Genomic DNA, 18806 nt, shown 5'->3' on the forward strand with positions numbered 1-18806 from the left:
AGCGCTTATGAACAATCTTGTGGGACATAGTGTGAGACGTACGGTGTGATACGGGACACGCATTAATAAATCCCCCATTACCTTGACAAATAAACCAAAACAACCAAACTTAGCTGTATATAAAAACACCTGTATTAATCATCATGACTGATACGGGACGGTGTGATACGGGACACGCATTAATAAAACACTCGCCACCTTGACTTATTGGCCATATCAACCAAACTTAGCTGTATATAAAAACACCTGTGTTAATCATCATGACAAAAGCCCGCAAAAGCCAAATATCGCTCGATGACACCGCTTATTATCATTGTGTTTCGCGCTGTGTGCGACGCGCTTTTTTATGTGGGCAAGACAACATAACCGGTCAATGCTTTGAGCATCGCCGCGAGTGGCTAGTGACGCGTATTAAACAACTCGCTACTATTTTTGCGATTGATATCGCGGCTTATGCCATCATGAGTAATCATTATCATTTAGTGTTAAGAGTCGACCGTAACATAGCTTTAGCCTGGTCTGATGATGAGGTGTTAAAACAATGGCATTTATTGTGTAAACCCATGCCCGTTGTGCAACGTTATTTAGATAACAACATTATCAGCGACAATGATTTAATCATTGTAAAACAAGAAGCAGCTAAGTTTAGAGAACGGTTATATAATATTAGTTGGTTTATGCGTTACCTCAACGAATTCATCTCTCGCCAAGCTAACCGCGAAGATAATTGCACAGGCCACTTTTGGGAAGGTCGTTTTAAAAGCCAAGCTTTATTAGACGAAACCGCCATACTGGCTTGCATGGCCTATGTTGATTTAAACCCAATACGCGCCAACATGGCCAATACACCCGAAACATCAGACTTCACCTCAATTCAAGAGCGCATTGGCGTGGCTAATCATTTAATCGAGCCTCACGTTAACAACGTTAGAACTGATAGTGACAAAATAGAGAATAACAGTACGGATAATCACAGAACAGATAATGACAAAACGGTAAATAAACAAGCCATTGCTTCATCACTTGATAGCATCAAACCCGCTAATTTATTACCCTTTGCCGGTAATGCACATATCAGCAATAACCCAACCCATATACCGTATGAATTAATTAACTACTTACAGTTAGTGGATTGGACTGCCCGACAACTAAAACCTAACAAACGCGGTAAAATGAATGACAACACACCAGAGATTTTAAAGCGACTGAACATCACCGTTGATAACTGGCTTGAATATTCAAGCCATATTGAAGACCAGTTTGGTTTTAGCCTAGGCGCAGAGCAAAAAATGCGCACATACAGCCAACACGTAAACGTAAAACGCATAGCCAAACTCAAATCAGCAAAACGTTACTACGCAACCCCCGCCGCACTCACTTAGCAAATCTAAATACTTACCGATCAAAATAAGCAATAACTCAAAACATCAGCAACGATGCAAACCGTCACGCCTAAAAAAGCTAACTTCATCCATCCAACGTAATTTACGCGTATTGAACACCATCAAAATGAATAAATAAAACGATCAGCTCACTCATTTATCAAACACAATATAGCGAAAATTGGTTAAATTTATCTTTTCTTAGATAGCCTGTCCTCGATGATTTATCAGCAATAACCCAACTCATATTCCGTATGAATTAATTAACTACTTACAATTAGTGGATTGGACAGCCCGACAATTAAAACCTAATAAACGCGGTAAAATGAATGACAACACACCGGAAATTTTAAAACGACTGAACATCACCGTTGATAACTGGCTTGAGTATTCAAGCCATATTGAAGACCAATTTGGTTTTAGCCTAGGCGCTGAGCAAAGAATGCGCATATACAGCCAACACGTAAACGTAAAACGCATAGCCAAACTCAAAGCTGCACAACGCTACTACGCAACCCCCGCCGCATTCGGTTAGCAAATCTAAATACTTACCGATCAAAATAAGCAATAACTCAAAACATCAGCAACGATGCAAATAGTCACGCCTAAAAAAGCTAACTTCATCCATCCAACGTAATTTACGCGTATTTAAAGCCATCAAAATGAATAAATAACACGATCAACCAACTCATTAATCAAACATAATGTAGCTAAAATCGGTTAAATTTATCTTTTCTTAGATAGCCTGTCCAAGATAGTGCTAGCCAAAGTCGGTTAAATCTTTCTTTTCTTAGAGCGACTGTCCCCGATAGTTTCGCTGTATGAATTAATTAACTACTTACAGTTAGTGGATTGGACTGCCCGACAACTAAAACCTAACAAACGCGGTAAAATGAATGACAACACACCAGAGATTTTAAAGCGACTGAACATCACCGTTGATAACTGGCTTGAATATTCAAGCCATATTGAAGACCAGTTTGGTTTTAGCCTAGGCGCAGAGCAAAGAATGCGCACCTACAGCCAACACGTAAACGTAAAACGCATAGCCAAACTCAAAGCTGCACAACGCTACTATGCAACCCCCGCCTCACTCACTTAGCGAATCTGCAATTTAACCACCTAAACAAGAAAACACGTAGAACATCAGCAATGATGCAAATAGTCATGCCTGTAAAGATAAACTCACCTATCCAACGTAATTTACGCGTATTGAACACCATCAAAATGAATAAATAAAACGATCAGCTCACTCATTTATCAAACACAATATAGCGAAAATTGGTTAAATTTATCTTTTCTTAGATAGCCTGTCCTCGATGATTTTATGTTGCAAATAACGGCGAATGAGACAATGCGGGACAGGCACATATAAACCTCTGATTTAATTATATATTACATAAGCGAATCGACTACCCATCGATGACTGTCCTTGAAGGGTGTTTTTGTGCCTCTTATTTGTTATTTGTCGCTTTGCAAACACTTTGAGTGCTCGTAGTTTTGTGGCCACATTGCATAACGCTCTGTAAAGTATTCCGCTTTGGATAAGTTACCCTTTTCATACTCAAATGTACGCCAAAGATCATGAAGGCCATTTAACCAAAATAGTAAAACAATTACGAAAATTGAATAGAAAACTAAATCATATTTGTTAAATGAACCTCTAACTACCTCAACCCCTCCCAACACAACTCCAAAGAAAAGTATAAGTAGAACGCTAGTTAAAAATGAAAAATAAGGAGAAATAATTGTGGAAGAATCAAGCCACATTGCCGATAAACAAGCACCATTAAGTTGCAAGGCCGATAAAATGATAAACACTTGAAAGCAAAAATAGAACGTTGCTACTGTAATTGACAGTAGAGCTTTATTTCCCGGAATTTTCAAAACCAACAATTCTCTAACATTTAGTATTCATTCACACGTAGTGGTGTGAATGAATCATTTGTTGAACGGGCAGATGAACAACGAGGTTGGTTTGATTTATGCTATAGGAATTTGCTTTTTTAAGCTTGATTGATGTTATCAACTTGGCAGCCCTGTTATTTGCATTTTCTATCCATTTACGATGACTTGCTCGCTTTATACAACCTAATTTAAGCTAACTACGCGTTTGATTCAACTCTATTTTTTTATTTCACACAGCCGTGCTTCGCTTGCCTTTTCAAGCCAATTTAGTGTGGGACAGCCACTCTAAGAAAAGATAACTATCTGGGACAGCCAGTGCGCCGTTGATGTACTATCAAATAAACAAACTTAACCAAAAGTTCTCATGCAGGACAGTCATCGATAAACCGAGGAACGAGCAAAAAGCCAACTGTTTTTTATCCGTTTAGGCAACTTAGGCCTATTTTGCACTTAGCTTTGACCAACTTTGATAAGTACCAATTGAATATAACATACCGATACTTAAACATATTGCTGAACTTACAAGCCAAAATGTAATGCTATTTTCAGGAAACATAGGCATTAATGCAACAAATAACACACCACGTAATACATAAATTAATGATATGAGAACTAAAGCTACACGTAGAAGTGGAAGTTTAGTTATTAACCTTGCACCAGACAATCCGTAAACAGACCAAATACCAAGAAGTAAAACTAAAACAGATGTAACAATTGTAGGGTGAGAGTCACCGGCTTCAGCCATCTTAGCCATGTGCTCTCCCGCACCGAAGAAGCGATACCAGTCACCACCAAATATAATACAGCCCAAATGAGCTAAAGCGGCAACGGCAGTGAATAGTGCGCCTAGTATGAGAGGTTTATTTGGTCTTGAATCTAACACAATACTTCCTGTATATGCCTAAAGCTTAATACCAATAATTCTTATAAGCCATTCACAAATAGCGTTTTAAAATATCCGTATTGCTTAAAATTTATTTAATAATGTCAGTACGCTAGCATCAATTTAACTTTACATTCAACCTTAAATTAAGACCATAAAAACAACTGTTAAAAGTTCTGCTGTAATGGCTTATTATGTTTTTAAGTTAAAAGACAAAATAAAAAAACAACCCAAAACCAACTAATGCATAAATGATATTCCAAGTAGTTCTAGCGCGCGCTGTCAGCATCATGTTCATGATCTACATTAGTGTTGCCCCAACCCTGGACTGAATTAATAAAACCGCCACTAGAAGGCTTTACTGGTTCAGATACTTCCGTTTCAACAAGATTTTTTGGAGTACCTTTGATTTCATAATCTAGCTTTTTAGACATAATCCATCCTTAGAAAACATAACATTTAGCATTCATGCGTCACGTAGTGTGTGATCGAAAAATGCCTTGTTGAACGAAGCTGATGCCTTCGCTCAACTATAAATTGGTATGGTTAATGCTATAGGAAATTGCTTTTTAAAGGAAGCTGGCTTCAGTATTAAGCTCGTAATTAATAGCGTGTTATTCGACTTATTATTTTATTTTCGTCTTTTTCTAAATCTAAACAATAAATACAAAAAAGGGAGCAACTAGCTCCCTTTCCCATTTTAAACTTAAGTGTTTAAGTTGTACTAACCACTCAGATGTTTACCACCAAGTAACGTAGAAGAACGTTAAGATGATCACACAACCAATGGCGGCTAAATTAAAACCACGGTCAGTTGCAAAGCTGACCTCATCTAAGCTTACACTTTGATTTGAGCTCTCATCGCCTTCTTTACTTGCTGTTAATATCGATACAACAACGGTTAATGCTAAACATAATAAGAAGACTAAACCGATTCGATCCATAAATGGTAAATCAGGGAACGTGAATTTTAATGCAAAAGAGAAAATAGCAGAGCCAATGGCTGCAGATAAAGCCCCTTGGGATGTTGTACGCTTCCAGAACATACCCATTAAAAAGATAACCGTGATACCCGGTGTAAATACACCGGTAAATTCTTGAATATATTGAAAGGCTTGATCAAACTGACCTAATAAAGGTTGTGCTGTAATTAAGGCTAAACCCAATGCAACAAGTGTTGCAATACGGCCAATGTGTACATAATGGTTTTGGCTCTTATTAGGTTGTAAAGGTCTATATATATCCATGGTAAAAATAGTTGAAATACTGTTCGTCATTGACGCTAAAGATGAGACAATTGCCGCCACTAACGCCGCAAACACTAAGCCTTTTATACCAACAGGCATTAACTCCATCATTGAAGGATAAGCTTGATCAGGAGACGTTAATTGTGGATACAATATAACCGCAGCAATACCGGGTAATACCACAATAACAGGCATTAATAATTTTAGATAAGCTGCAAATGCAATCCCTTTTTGCGCTTCTTTTAAATCTTTTGCTGCTAATGCACGTTGAATAATATATTGGTTAAAACCCCAGTAACTTATATTCATTACCCATAAACCACCAACTAATACTGAAATACCCGGTAAGTTCATGTAGTTTTCGTTATCTGGGCTTAATATCATATCAAAGTGGCCCGGTAATTCATGAGTTAATACACTAAAACCAGCAATAAAACCTTGTCCATCAGATACTTCAACTAAGGCCAAATAGCTGAGTAACAAACCACCAAATACCAATAAAACAACTTGTAAGATGTCGGTATAAGCAACCGCTTTTAAACCACCATAAAGTGAATAGGCAATTGAAAATACCGCTAAGAAAATCATGCCGAACATCCAATCAACACCCGCAACGGTTTGAATAGCTAAGCCACCTAACCATAAAACTGCCGTTAAATTAACAAAGATGTAAACCGCGATCCAAAAGAGCGCCAATGTTGTTTTTACGCGGCTATCAAATCGCTGTTCTAAATATTGTGGCATGGTAAAAATGCCATTTTTTAAAAATATCGGTAATAAATATTTACCTACTATAATAAGGGTTATGGCGGCCATCCATTCATAAGAGGCAATAGCAAGCCCAAGTGCATACCCAGAACCTGACATACCAATAATTTGTTCAGCCGAAATATTAGAGGCAATAAGTGAAGCGCCAATCGCCCACCATGGTAACGATTTACTCGCTAAAAAATAATCTTCGGTGTTGCGCCCTTCAGCTTTTTCGTTGCGAGATATCCACAGTGCTATAATGAGCAAGCCCACTACATAAGCAATGAATATGCTCGTATCTAACATTTCAAGTTTCATTAATCGTTCCTTATCCAACCAGTAAAGTTAAACCGCCAACCAAACAAGTTAACAATTTATTGTATTTATTTAACAAAAGTAACACTATTAGACTCTATTTTCACATATAAAATCAATAGTCTTTTTACTAGTGCCATTTTTAGACGTGGCAAAAACATGAAAGAGAGCAAGCGCTCTCTTTTTATTTAAAACTCTAACTTGCTATATTGTTGTAAAATCGACGCCATCGTTACTGAGTAAAGGCAATAATTTTGTATACCCTTGCTCTATCGCCACTTTAAATTGTTTATTTTCAAGTAAGTTTGTTGAGAATACCTTGGTAAAACCAACAAATAGCGCAATATCATGTGCTGCATCGTTATTACATTCTGCAGCCAATTTAAGTAAATCAGACTGTAACGGATCGACTAATTCTTCATTATTAATATAACGCTTACGAATAAACAAACACCACGCGGCCACGGCAACACCTAAGCCGTTAATTGCATTATCATCCGCTATATTTTGTTCAATAATTGGGAGGATCCGCATGGGTAGTTTTTGCGAGCCATCCCAAGCGATCTGGGCCAATAAATGCCTAATAGCTGGGTTTTTAAAACGCGCTAGTATATCTTGGCTGTAAGCCTGTACATCAAGCTCTTTTGGCGGCGTAAACGAAGGAATGACTTCGCTGTTTATTAAGTTGGTAATAAAGCTGACTAAGCCTTGATCTTGCATTGCGTCATAAACTGTTTCATGACCTAATAAAACACCGATATAAGCCAGTGTTGAATGTGGGCAATTTAATAATCTTAATTTTGCATTTTCAAAGCCACGCACATCTGAAGTTAATGTTGCGCCAACCTTATCCCAAGCCGGTCTATTTTTAGGTAATGTATCTTCAATCACCCATTGAACAAAAGACTCTCGCTTGATTGGCCAATTGTCCGATACATTGAGCTCTGTTGATATTAACGTTCGAAGTGCATCATCCGTTGCCGGTGTAATACTGTCGACCATGGTGCAAGGTGCGATTAAATTTTCTTCTAGCCAAAGGGTAAATTTTTCGTCAAGCTGCTTGGCATAGCTTATTAAAGCCGCTCTTAATTTATGGCCATTGTCAGTTAAATTGTCACAACTGATAACACAAAAAGCCGGTAAATTATTGTTATAGCGGTCGAGCAACGCATTGGCTAGCATGCCCACAGCCGTAATGGGTTGTAGCGTACCGGTTAAATCTTGTTTGATCTCTTTGTTATCTAAATCTAACGTTCCTTTACTATCAAGACAATAGCCTTTTTCAGTGATCGTTAGTGTGACAAATTGCGTGTCTTGATGAGTGAGTCTAGCAAATACTTTATCAAATTCAGTAGTTGCAATGAGTACCTCTTTAATCGAACCAATGATTTCAAACTCGGTCTTGCTATCGAGCACCGCAACTGAATACAAACCATCTTGTTCTGTTAATGCTTCAGATACGCCTGCAGAACGCATAGAGACAGCTGAAATTAACCAATCACCGCCATATTGAGTGATCGCTTGATGAGTATACCAAGCTTGATGCCCACGAAAAAAAGCGCCTGGCCCAATATGAACAAGTCCTACTTTTTTATTTTGATCGGTTAAGCGGTAATTGGGAATGCTGCACGCGTCAATATCATTTAGCGTGGCTAAGTTTAATTTATTCATTTTATCAGCCTAAATATTTGAATTTAAATACGCTTTGTTAAATTCGATTAATCTTGATTAACTTCGTAACCTGATGGCCAAGTGCAATTTATATTTTTATATAAATTACGTATTTTATTAACTAATTCAGCGTCAGGTTTTTGTTCAGCCCATTTCACATTTTTTTCAATGTTTAAAGGATTTGCCGTACCGACTAATGTTGAACAAATAGCGGGATGATTAATTGCAAACTGTAAAGCTAACGCTGTTGGGTCGACACCGTGCTGTAAACACAATTTAACCGCTTGCTGGCTAACCTTAAGTAATTCCGCAGAACCAGGGTGCCATTCTGGTGCACCACGCTCGGTTAATAACCCCATGCCTGTCGCGGATGCATTAACAACCCCTACCCCTTTATTTTGTAATTCAGGTAGTAAGGCTTCAAGCGACGTATCGTGTAAGGCATAGCGGCAATAAGATAATATGCAATCAATATCAAAATGCTTTAGGGTTTCTGAAAACACATGAATTGGATAACCGGTTACCCCTAAATAACGAATTTTTCCTTCTTGTTTTAACGCTTGTAAACACGGTATTGCCTCTTCAAAAACTTGTTGCAAATGACCAAATTCAATATCATGTAAATACAAAATATCGACGCCATCAACCTGCAAGCGCTTAAGGCTTTCATCTAAGCTTCTGCGTATTCTTTGCGGTGAAAAGTCAAAATCAACAAATTCAGACCCATAACGGCCCACTTTAGTGGATAAAATATATTTATCACGCGGGATCGTTTTAAGTGCTTTACCTAATACCGTTTCTGCAACAGTCGCACCATAATAAGGCGATACATCAATATGATTAATGCCTAAATCAACCGCGGTATGAACGGTTTTTATGCCTTCAGCTTCGCTTATATTTCTAAAAACACTACCCAATGGAGAAGCGCCATAACTAAGCTGTGACAGCGATAGTTCGGTTTTACCTAATTTATTGTATTGCATTATCTACCTACTGAATTTTATAAAATCGAGCGGCATTTTCACCAAATACTGCATCAAAATGAGTGGGATAATATTGATTAACAAAATCACTCACAATATCTTTAATTTGTGGGTATTCGCCGCCCAATAAACACACGGGCCAATCAGAACCAAACATAATTCGAGATGGACCAAACGCATCAAAAACGGCGGTTAAATAGGGAGTGAAATCCTCTTGGGTCCAATTATTGACATCCGCTTCGGTTACCATGCCCGATACTTTACAATATACATTGTCATGCTTAGCTAGTGTGTTTATACCTAATTGCCACGCCGCAAATTCTTGTTGATTACCGATTTTAGGTTTAGCGATATGATCAATAACAATAGGTAATTTCGTAAACTGTTTTGCAAGTTCACAGGCTTGGGGTAACTGATGCGAAAAAATGAGCAGGTCGTATGTATAATTTTCTGCTTCAATGGTTTTCAATCCTGCAATAAACGCCTCTTCTAGCATAAAATTAGGATCAATTTCATCTTGCAACACGTGTCTAAACCCAACCAATTTTGCATTCGCTTTATAATCGGTTAATTGCTCTGTTAAATTTTTGCTTTTTAAATCTATCCACCCAACAACACCTTTAATAAAGGCGTATTCTTGTGCTAAATCCAGTAGCCAATTGGTTTCAATTAACGTTTGTCGAGCTTGCACCGCAATGCAACCTTCCAATTTAGACTGATTTAAAACGTGAGCTAAATCTTCAGGTAAAAAATCACGTTGTAAAACACCTTGTTCGGCACTTATCCAACCATAATCTGCTTCGGTGTAGTGCCAAAAATGTTGATGAGCATCTATTTTCATATTAATCCATCTCTACTACTGCTTTAATAACGCCTGATTCAGGCTTTACCCACTGGGTAAAATCTTCTATTAAATTACTAAATTTACCCGTATGGGTAACAAAAGAGCGCCCTTTTACTCGACCATCACGAATACACGCAACCACATGTTCGAAGTCTTGTTTTGTCGCATTGCGACTCCCTAATAGTGTGGTTTCACGTTTATGAAACTCGGGATCATCAAATGAAATACTCGCTTTTACCACACTGACAAAAACAATACGCCCACCATGACCTAAGTTGTAGAATGCAGATTCCATGGCTTTAGGGTTACCTGAGCAATCAATAATTACAGATGGAAATTCACCATCGGTTAATTGTTCTAATTCTGCTTTCATATCACCTAACGCATTAACGGTGCCAGATACATCATATTCTTCACGACAAAAAGCAAGCTTGTCTTCTTTAACATCCGAAACAATCACACGTGCACCCGCCACTTGAGCAAACTGTAATGCACCAATACCAATAGGGCCTGCACCTAATATTAATACCGTATCGTTTGAAGTTATAGCAGCACGTCTCACCGCATGAGCACCTATAGCTAAACATTCAATTAATGCCATGTCTTTAAAATCAAGTCCATCTGTCGGGACTACTGCCGATTCAGGTACAACAATATATTCAGCCATTCCACCATCACGATGCACGCCAATAACTTCAATATTACTACAACAATTAGGTTTTTCATTACGGCATGCAGCACATTGACCACAGCTTAAATAAGGAATGATATAAACTGATGCTCCCGCTTTTAGGTTACTCCCTTCACCTAACGTCTCAATAACGCCTGATAACTCATGCCCTAATACTCGTGGGTATTGAAAATAGGGTTGATTACCCCCAAAGGCATGAATATCAGTGCCACATATACCGATCGCTTTAATTTTAACTAACACTTCTCCCTGCTTAGGAAAAGGCTTGTCAACCTGCTTTGATTCTAAAAAACCGGGTTCGACACAAACAATTGATTTCATGTTATCTGTTTACCTAACGTTTATATTTAACACTTATGTTTTACATATTAACACTTTCTGCAATAAACACTAATATTTTTTATATATGATTTATCGAATTCATGAATATACAGGCAAAACACATTGTTAACAATAAACTTTATTTTATACTATCACAATTCATCTTTTAGTGATGATAGCAATCAGCGTATGTCGTTAGGCTATATCTTGATCCTCTGTTAAAATTGATAAAATATAATAATATATTGAATATTTATCCCTATGATTTATTAGTTAATCATTAAATATTCTGACCTGTCTCATACCGATAATTAGAGAAATAAATGAAAACCAAATCTGTTTTAATCACATCAAGCTTATTAGCGACATCATCTGTCCTATTAGTAAACGCAAACGAACAAGACAATAAATCAACTTCAGATATTGAACGGATTCAGATATTAGGCGATTTTCGAGATAATGATGTATTAAGAGCGTCTTCATCTATAAGTGTATTAAACAATCAAGTGATTGAACGCCGAACGGCAAATCACCTTGAAGAAATATTCTCTGCAGCTCCCAATTTAACGTATTCAAGTGGAAGCTCTCGTGCTCGTTATTTTCAAATAAGAGGAATAGGCATTAGTGGTGAGTTTGCTGATCCTGTTTTACCGTCTGTTGGGTTAATCATAGATAATGTTGATTTTACGGGTATTGGTAGCGGCGCAACGTTATATGATATGGCACAAGCTGAAATTTATCGAGGTCCGCAAGGCACACGTTTTGGCGCCAATGCATTAGCCGGCATGATTTACCTAGAAAGCAAACCACCGACAGAAAAAACAGAAGCTAATATCACATTAGGGATGGGTAATTACAGCAACCGTGAAGTCGCGGGTAGTGTTTCAACAGCTATTACCGATACGATAACAGCACGATTTGCAGCCCATAAATATCACAGTAATGGTTTTATCAAAAATACACACCTTGGCCGCACTGATACCAATGATCGAGATGAAGTCACTCTTCGCAGTAAATTTCGTTGGCAAGCTGATGCTGATACCCAAGTGGATGTGAGTTTATTTCATATTAATATTAAAAACGGTTACGACGCATTTAGTTTAGATAACACACGTGAAACATTATCGGATCAGCCAGGAAAAGATACTCAAAAAACCAATGCGGCCAGTGTCTTCATCGATCATGTATTGAATGATGCGGTTCGCATACAAGCGATTTCGAGTTATGCCGATAGTAATATCCAGTATGGTTATGATGAAGACTGGAGTTTTGTAGGTATTGACCCAGATTGGGAATACAGTGCTATTGATAACTATACTAGAGGCCGTGAAAATGTTGTGGGTGAAATCAGAGCGTTATCTGAAGACCAAGGTCGATTATTTGCTGATACCACCGATTGGATCGCGGGTATCTATTACAAAAAGTCGGTTGAAGACCTACAGCGCCAACAGACTGATTTAGCGAGTGATTATTACCATGGTTTAGAATCTGAAAAGTATGCCCTATTTGGTCAGTTAGATACTCAGGTTAATGATGTTTTCTCAACTGAATTTGGTTTGCGATTTGAAAAACACAACGATAATTACCGTAATAGTGATGCTTATTTTGTCAGTCCGACATACAACATGTGGGGGGGTAAGTTTGTCGCTAACTTTAAAATAAGCGAAGACGAGCATGCTTATGCCTCGATTAATCGAGGTTATAAAGTGGGTGGCTTTAATGTATCAAGTTCAATCACTGATCAAGCTGAAAGACAATTTAGCCCAGAATATTTATGGAATTTTGAAGTCGGTTATAAATTTGATTTTCCACAACATAATGCTTGGTTAAATACCGCCTTATTTACGATGGAACGTTATAACGTGCAAGTACAAGATGATAAAGAAATAATAAGAGAAAACAGTAGTACTGAGTTTATCTCAGTTACGGGTAATGCCGACGTCGGTTTCAGCCGTGGTGTAGAGCTAGAAATGGGCTGGCAACCTCATCAAGATATTACACTTTTTGGTAGCTTAGGGTTATTAAAAGCTAAATTTGAAGGTTATACCACCGTCAGCGGCCAGCAAATACAAACTGAAGAGTTATCTCACTCTCCGAGTTATACCTATAGCCTAGGCACAAAAATTAACTTAACTGACAAGTTTGATATTAATATTGAAGTCGAAGGTAAAGATGATTACCGCTTTTCAGATAGTGATCATGACACTCGATCTGTGTCTTATAACTTGATTCATCTTAGCCTCAACTACCAACTTGATGATTGGCTTATTAAGTTATGGGCCCGCAATTTAAATGATACGGATTATTATGTTCGTGGCTTTGGTAGCTTTGGTAACGACCCTCGTAAAGAATATATGACTGAACCTTATTTCCAATATGGAGAACGTCATACTTGGGGCTTGAAAGCAGAATATACATTTTAATAGTAGGCTACCGCAAGGTAGCCTATTTTCTATTTATAGAGACTAAATAATGGAATTATCCATAGAGATCAGTTTATACCCTTTAGCACAGCAAGATTATGAAGACGTCATTTGGCAGTTCATAAAGCAATTACATCAACATGCCGATTTAACAATTACGACCAATGGCATGAGCACACTGGTTAGCGGTGAATATGATGCTGTTATGAGCAAGGTCATGGCTGAAATCAAAAAAGTACATCAACAATTAGGCATGAGTATATTTGTTTGTAAATTTGTGCCAAGTGATCGTAGCAACTTTGTATCAAAATACGGTTAAAACATGATTGAATTTATGAATCAAACACTCGGGATGTCGAGTTGGGAATTAATCGCGACTTTGCTTTCTTTGGCTTATGTCATTTTAGCTGCCAAAGGGCATATTGCATGCTGGCCAGCCGCCTTTTTATCAACGTTGATCTTTACGTTAATCTTTTTTCAGGTCAATTTGTTAATGGACAGCATCTTGAATGTTTATTATATGGCAATGGCTGTTTTTGGCTTTTGGCAATGGCGTAAACATAAATTGGATACGTTTCCGGATAATGCGTTTGAAGAGCAATTAGATGTTGTTAGCTGGTCAATAAAACAACATGTTAAATGGATCATCCCACTGATTATCGTTTCCATAATTCTGGGATACTATATGGCGAATCAAACAGCCGCGTCTTACCCTTATTTAGATACTTTCACCACTGTTTTTGCTATTTATGCGACTTATTTGATCACACAACGCGTGGTTGAAAACTGGCTTTACTGGATCATAATCGATATCGTTTCAGTGTATTTATATATGAATAAATCACTCATGATAATAGCCGTATTGTTTATGTTGTATACGGTGATTGCTTGTTGGGGATACTTTCAATGGCGAGTGCTGTTAGCATCAAAAAAGCCGACTAAAATAGCAACGTAATGCCAACGCTCACGCATGAAACGATAAACTGGATAGAGACCATACTTAATCAAAGCATTAAGCGTATTGTCACTATACCGCATGCGTTAACCAATCAGTGTTATAAAATAGAGGCACAATCTGGTGCCTTTTATTTTTTTAAACTGTATAACTCAAACAAAGTCACACTCAGTGAGCGAAAAACAGAGCAACAAGTCACTGATTTTTTAGCTAACCATAAACTCACACTCAGACCCATTGCTTATCATGATAAATTAGGGTGTGAACTCTCAAATTATATTGAGGCAGAACCCTTATCTTTATCACCTGAGCAACAACATACGACCATTACATTATTATCTGACTGTTTATTTTATTTACATCAATTTAAACAAGAAACTCAGTGCTTACCGTTAATTCAACAACGATTAGTCTACGATGTTCAAAAATTACTTAATATCCGCAATCAAAATACCAACTGCACTGAAATAGATAAAGGCAGAGTAAAAAGAAATGATAAAACAAATGAGGATACCATTAGGTATATACTTAATTTAGCTGATAAATTAGATAAAGCGGCCGCACATGATGACGCGCTAAACTGCCTTTGCCATGGTGACTTATCAATACATAACGTATTAGCAAGTACACCGCCGACTATCATTGATTGGGAATACGCTCGCCGTGCCCCACCTGAATATGACTTAGCCGCCTGTATTACGATTAACCAGCTTAACAAAAGCCAACAAGCCTTATTAATTGACCAGTACTTACAAAAGACAGCGTTATCGACAACAGAACAAGACACCTTTAAGTTGCGCACGCAGGATTATATAAGCGTTTTTATGACATTAAATAAACTGTGGTTTAATTTACATTAATTGTTTTTAACCAATAACTAGGGCGTGTTTATCTTTGTCGTATAGATTTTGTTCAATTCCAAAGCGTTTTGATCGCGGCATTGGCTTGATGGCATAGTGGTTCTACGTCAAAAGCCAATAACAAAGAGCAAAACCTTTTGGATTGAACCCAAAGGGCAGCGCATTTGCCCTATTTCTACTATGTTGCCCCACATGGATGTGGGGTAAGGTGACTTTGCAGGAGCATAAAGTCTTTATCGCTCTTTTATGTAGAATAACGACACCGCAATCGCTCTGCCTTGTATAAATCGTGCAAATACGGCTGCAAAAGCATACACAAAAGATAAACACGCCCTAGCCTCTATTAACAACTTGTGTTGCTCGTATTTTTAATCAATACAATTTTACCTTGGCGGTTAAAAACTAACTGTACGAGCCTAGATTCAGAATCACTCAAAGCATCAAACGATTTATTTATTTGATCGTCTTTTAGATACACTGGTTTTATCGTATCGTCACAAAGTGTTAATTTTACGTCTTTGTTTTCTTGATGAAGGTGAGCCATTTTTGCGTAATGTTCGTACTCACCCTGCGCTTGATTATAATCATTATTGAGTTTTGCCATTTGCGATTGTAACGACGCTTTAAAAGCCAAATAAGCTTGGCGATCCGTTATTATTTCGGCAGATAAACGAGTGGCTAAATTGGGTTCAATAACTTGAATTGTCACCGCTTCATCTAAGCTTACTTGTGGTTTACTTTGTACAATTGGCATTTGATTTTGTGCTAAACCAAACTCAAAAATATTAATCCCAGTGATCAAAACCAAAACAGCACTCGCGAGTGCCGTCCATGATTTAAATGACATGAATGATGACTTCAATTTGGGATCTTGGCGTTTTGCTTTAACTTGTATTCGGTATTTAACATGATCAGGCAGTGGCGCACGCTTTTTTAACTGTTCATATTGGGTATGAGGTTGCGGCTGTTCAGACGCTGATATTGATTTTTTCATCTTAACTCTCAGTGGGCATGGTTAAATGAGCTCGCGCATAACGTAATCGGCTTTTCACTGTTTCAGGTTCTTGCTGGGTTATTTCACTGATCTGGCTTATCGAAAACCCTTCTTGTTGCAAAATCCAGGCTTCTTTTTGCGCAAACGGCAAAGCGGCAAGCAAACATTCAAATTGTGTTAATAATTGGGCTTGGCTTAACTCGATTTCAGGCGATGCGACAAAGGGTAATTTTTCAGTCTCGGTTTGTATTTCAAGTTCATCAAATTGCCAGCGGTTTTGCATGCGTAGCTGATCAATCAATAAATTTCGCCCGATAGAAAACAGCCACGCTTTTACACTTTTATTAACTCGATAGAGCTGCCTTTTTTCGATGACTTTTAACCACACTTGCTGACTGATATCAGCAGCCAAAGCGTTATCAGACTGGCTCAATAAATAAAAATATAAATCATCGCCTAATCGATTAACTAAGCTGTCTAATATTTTGTGATTGCCATTTTGTGCATAAGCCAACATAGCTCGTTCACAATCAAACTGATCATGTCGCCAATCAAACCAGCTTTTTAGTTTTTCAGTTAAAATCAAAAAGTCGTCCTTATTTATAAAATGCGCATGTCTAACGGTATTATACCCATCGTCGTTAATAGCTGATTACTTTTGCAAGTTAACTGTGATGGGCATTAGGCAAAGTGTCGATGATTAAAATAGGCACCCTAGCCTATTCACTCTATAGCCATTTTGGCTTAAACAATGTGCTTGGGCAGCGTATTTATACCCAAGTCTTGATTCAATCTTTCTACCCTATTTGATTAAAACGCTCATTATTGCATTGAAAAATCAAGCTGTACCGATAAGCCGGTTTGTTTAATAGCTTCGCCGTTTAAAATTTTTGGCTGGTACTTCCATCTAGCTAAAGCGCGTTGAGCTTCACGATCAAATGTTCTTTTAGGCTGAGAGTCAATAATGTCAATATCTTCTACGCCCCCTAACTTATTTATCGAAAACCGTAATTTAACCCAGCCTTCAATACCTTGCTGGGCGGCTTTCATTGGATAACGAGGTGCAACTCTAACAATAGGAGACGCATCATCATCTGTTTTTTCAGGGCCAGTCCAGTCTGTGCCACTCGTAGTCGTCACCACGTCAATTGCAATGTTTTCAATTGTACTCACCCCATCAATATCAATCGGATCAGCGGTGGCAGTTTGCTTAACAGGGGCTTTAACGGGTGGTTTTAATTTGGGACGTGGGTCAGGTTTTACAATCGTTTTTTCGATCGGTTTAACAAACACAAAATCACCTATTTTTACCGTCGGGTCAGCGACAATGTTAACTTCATCTTGTGTTATTAATGTTTGCATCAGTACGAACAAACTAAATGCCGAGATTACGCCCAAAATAACAGATGCACTAAATTTAATAAATGCGGGTTGAATATTAACGTGTGTGTGTAAAGTTGGTTTTGAATCTAATTGAATTGTTGTCATCGACAGTCCCCTTTTATTGTTTGTCAGTAATAAAACGTCTGACAAAGATAAAAGGGGTTAAATCATTTACCATTTAATTAAATAAAATGGCTTTTTCACTTTGTAAGTTAATATTGACCCATTGCAGAGGTTCGTAATGCTCTCCTTTATCAGTTAACACTAATAAAGCCGTGTCATTATGTTTTACCGTGATTTGATAATGAGAGCCAACAAAACGTTTCTTTAATATTTGTGCTTTAATCACTGCAGACTCTGTCATGGGGCTTAATTTAATATGTTCAGGTCGAAAAGAAACCATATCATGCGCTTCACAATTAAACTTAGCATGCAAGTAATCAGGTAAGGTCGCTAATTTAAAACTGTTTAAAGCCCCCATAAAATTGGCAACAAATAAACTTTTGGGTTGTTTATATAAAACATCAGGCGCATCAAGTTGTTCGACTTTACCTTGATTGAGCAATGCCACTTTATCGGCAAATGCATAAGCTTCTTCTTTGCTATGTGAAACAAATATCGCGGCAACATTTTCTTGTTTGATAATATCGCGAACCTGATCGATTAATTCAAATTTAACTTTTGTATCAATATTTGAAAACGGTTCATCTAACAATAACAAATCGGGTTTATAAGCAAGTGCCCTTGCCAACGCAACGCGTTGCTGCTGACCACCTGATAATTGATGTGGGTATTTGTGTTGGTTACCATCTAAGTGAACCAATGTTAACAGTTCTGTTAAGCGTTGCTGTTTTTCGTTTTTATTCAAGCCACGCAAGCCATAGGTAATATTATCTGTAACCGTTAAATGCGGAAACAGTGCATAATCTTGAAACAACATGCCTAAATTTCTTTTTTCGGCGGGTATCATTTCGTTATCTCGACTCACCACTTTATTGTTGATTTCAATGGTGCCTGCCGAAATAGGTAATAACCCCGCTACGCTCTTTAAAATGGTCGTTTTACCGCAACCACTCGGCCCTAATAAACACAATATTTCACCTTTATTTAAAGTGAAATCGACTCCGGAAAGTACCTTTTGTTGACCATAGTGAAGATGAATGTTTTTTACCGAAACAATACTAGTCAAAATAAAT

General features: G+C 37.7%; 19 protein-coding genes. 7 read left to right on the forward strand and 12 right to left on the reverse strand.

From position 1 onward, the window contains the following. The first annotated feature begins 260 nt into the window (after window positions 1–260). The 3 genes from DPX34_RS05280 to DPX34_RS05290 all read left to right on the forward strand — a co-directional run bounded on the left by DPX34_RS05280 (window position 261) and on the right by DPX34_RS05290 (window position 2484). Window positions 261–1382 carry a transposase gene (locus DPX34_RS05280; RefSeq protein ID WP_111977362.1) on the forward strand — a complete coding sequence of 374 codons (1122 nt, stop codon included), beginning with the start codon at window positions 261–263 and terminating at the stop codon, window positions 1380–1382. A gap of 280 nt (window positions 1383–1662) precedes the next feature. Further along, window positions 1663–1917 carry a hypothetical protein gene (locus DPX34_RS05285; RefSeq protein ID WP_232824665.1) on the forward strand — a complete coding sequence of 85 codons (255 nt, stop codon included), beginning with the start codon at window positions 1663–1665 and terminating at the stop codon, window positions 1915–1917. Window positions 1918–2274: 357 nt separating this feature from the next. Beyond that, complete coding sequence (locus DPX34_RS05290; RefSeq protein WP_111977364.1) at window positions 2275–2484, forward strand: hypothetical protein; 210 nt, start codon at window positions 2275–2277, stop codon at window positions 2482–2484. Window positions 2485–2843: 359 nt separating this feature from the next. Here the strand turns inward: DPX34_RS05290 and DPX34_RS05295 are convergent, their stop codons facing one another. From DPX34_RS05295 to DPX34_RS05325, 8 genes are all read right to left on the reverse strand, one after another. Continuing rightward, window positions 2844–3269 carry a hypothetical protein gene (locus tag DPX34_RS05295; RefSeq protein WP_157964625.1) on the reverse strand — a complete coding sequence of 142 codons (426 nt, stop codon included), beginning with the start codon at window positions 3267–3269 and terminating at the stop codon, window positions 2844–2846. A gap of 460 nt (window positions 3270–3729) precedes the next feature. Next, on the reverse strand, window positions 3730–4173 hold the full coding sequence (locus DPX34_RS05300; protein ID WP_111977366.1) for a hypothetical protein: 444 nt from the start codon (window positions 4171–4173) through the stop codon (window positions 3730–3732). Between the two features lie 269 nt (window positions 4174–4442). Further along, on the reverse strand, window positions 4443–4607 hold the full coding sequence (locus tag DPX34_RS21695; RefSeq protein WP_157964626.1) for a hypothetical protein: 165 nt from the start codon (window positions 4605–4607) through the stop codon (window positions 4443–4445). Window positions 4608–4913: 306 nt separating this feature from the next. Beyond that, window positions 4914–6488, reverse strand: coding sequence for a sodium/sugar symporter (locus DPX34_RS05305; protein WP_111977367.1), 1575 nt, complete (start codon window positions 6486–6488; stop codon window positions 4914–4916). 201 nt (window positions 6489–6689) lie between these two features. Then, complete coding sequence (locus DPX34_RS05310) at window positions 6690–8156, reverse strand: mannitol dehydrogenase family protein (RefSeq protein WP_111977368.1); 1467 nt, start codon at window positions 8154–8156, stop codon at window positions 6690–6692. Between the two features lie 47 nt (window positions 8157–8203). Next, window positions 8204–9139, reverse strand: a complete 936-nt coding sequence (locus DPX34_RS05315) for an aldo/keto reductase (RefSeq protein WP_111977369.1) — start codon at window positions 9137–9139, stop codon at window positions 8204–8206. 7 nt (window positions 9140–9146) lie between these two features. After that, the gene (locus tag DPX34_RS05320; protein WP_111977370.1) at window positions 9147–9980 is read right to left on the reverse strand and encodes an amidohydrolase family protein; all 834 of its coding nucleotides are present in this window, start codon (window positions 9978–9980) and stop codon (window positions 9147–9149) included. Window position 9981: 1 nt separating this feature from the next. After that, on the reverse strand, window positions 9982–10995 hold the full coding sequence (locus tag DPX34_RS05325) for a zinc-binding alcohol dehydrogenase family protein (RefSeq protein ID WP_111977371.1): 1014 nt from the start codon (window positions 10993–10995) through the stop codon (window positions 9982–9984). Between the two features lie 323 nt (window positions 10996–11318). Here DPX34_RS05325 and DPX34_RS05330 point away from each other — a divergent pair, with 323 nt between their 5' ends. The 4 genes from DPX34_RS05330 to DPX34_RS05345 are packed head-to-tail and all read left to right on the forward strand — an operon-like array spanning window position 11319 to window position 15233. Further along, window positions 11319–13418 (forward strand): TonB-dependent receptor, encoded by a 2100-nt coding sequence (locus tag DPX34_RS05330; protein WP_111977372.1) that lies wholly within the window; start codon window positions 11319–11321, stop codon window positions 13416–13418. Between the two features lie 49 nt (window positions 13419–13467). Continuing rightward, a complete protein-coding gene (locus tag DPX34_RS05335; RefSeq protein WP_111977373.1) occupies window positions 13468–13737 on the forward strand; it encodes a YkoF family thiamine/hydroxymethylpyrimidine-binding protein in 270 nt (89 codons plus the stop codon). Window positions 13738–13740: 3 nt separating this feature from the next. Beyond that, the gene (gene pnuC / locus DPX34_RS05340) at window positions 13741–14373 is read left to right on the forward strand and encodes a nicotinamide riboside transporter PnuC (RefSeq protein ID WP_111977374.1); all 633 of its coding nucleotides are present in this window, start codon (window positions 13741–13743) and stop codon (window positions 14371–14373) included. Continuing rightward, window positions 14373–15233: a phosphotransferase gene (locus DPX34_RS05345; protein WP_111977375.1), complete on the forward strand. Its 861-nt coding sequence runs from the start codon at window positions 14373–14375 to the stop codon at window positions 15231–15233. Before pnuC ends, DPX34_RS05345 begins: the two co-directional genes overlap by 1 nt. A gap of 343 nt (window positions 15234–15576) precedes the next feature. Here DPX34_RS05345 and DPX34_RS05350 read toward each other — a convergent pair whose 3' ends face one another. The 4 genes from DPX34_RS05350 to DPX34_RS05365 form a co-directional block, all read right to left on the reverse strand. After that, window positions 15577–16227, reverse strand: a complete 651-nt coding sequence (locus tag DPX34_RS05350) for a hypothetical protein (protein WP_111977376.1) — start codon at window positions 16225–16227, stop codon at window positions 15577–15579. Window position 16228: 1 nt separating this feature from the next. Continuing rightward, entirely contained in the window at window positions 16229–16813 is a 585-nt protein-coding gene (locus DPX34_RS05355; RefSeq protein ID WP_232824666.1) for a sigma-70 family RNA polymerase sigma factor, read from the reverse strand. A gap of 236 nt (window positions 16814–17049) precedes the next feature. Continuing rightward, window positions 17050–17715 (reverse strand): energy transducer TonB, encoded by a 666-nt coding sequence (locus DPX34_RS05360; RefSeq protein ID WP_111977377.1) that lies wholly within the window; start codon window positions 17713–17715, stop codon window positions 17050–17052. A gap of 73 nt (window positions 17716–17788) precedes the next feature. After that, window positions 17789–18799: an ABC transporter ATP-binding protein gene (locus tag DPX34_RS05365; RefSeq protein WP_111977378.1), complete on the reverse strand. Its 1011-nt coding sequence runs from the start codon at window positions 18797–18799 to the stop codon at window positions 17789–17791. Window positions 18800–18806: the final 7 nt, after the last annotated feature.

Origin of the sequence: Algibacillus agarilyticus (assembly GCF_003286125.1) — a bacterium.
Lineage (GTDB): Bacteria > Pseudomonadota > Gammaproteobacteria > Enterobacterales > Alteromonadaceae > Algibacillus > Algibacillus agarilyticus.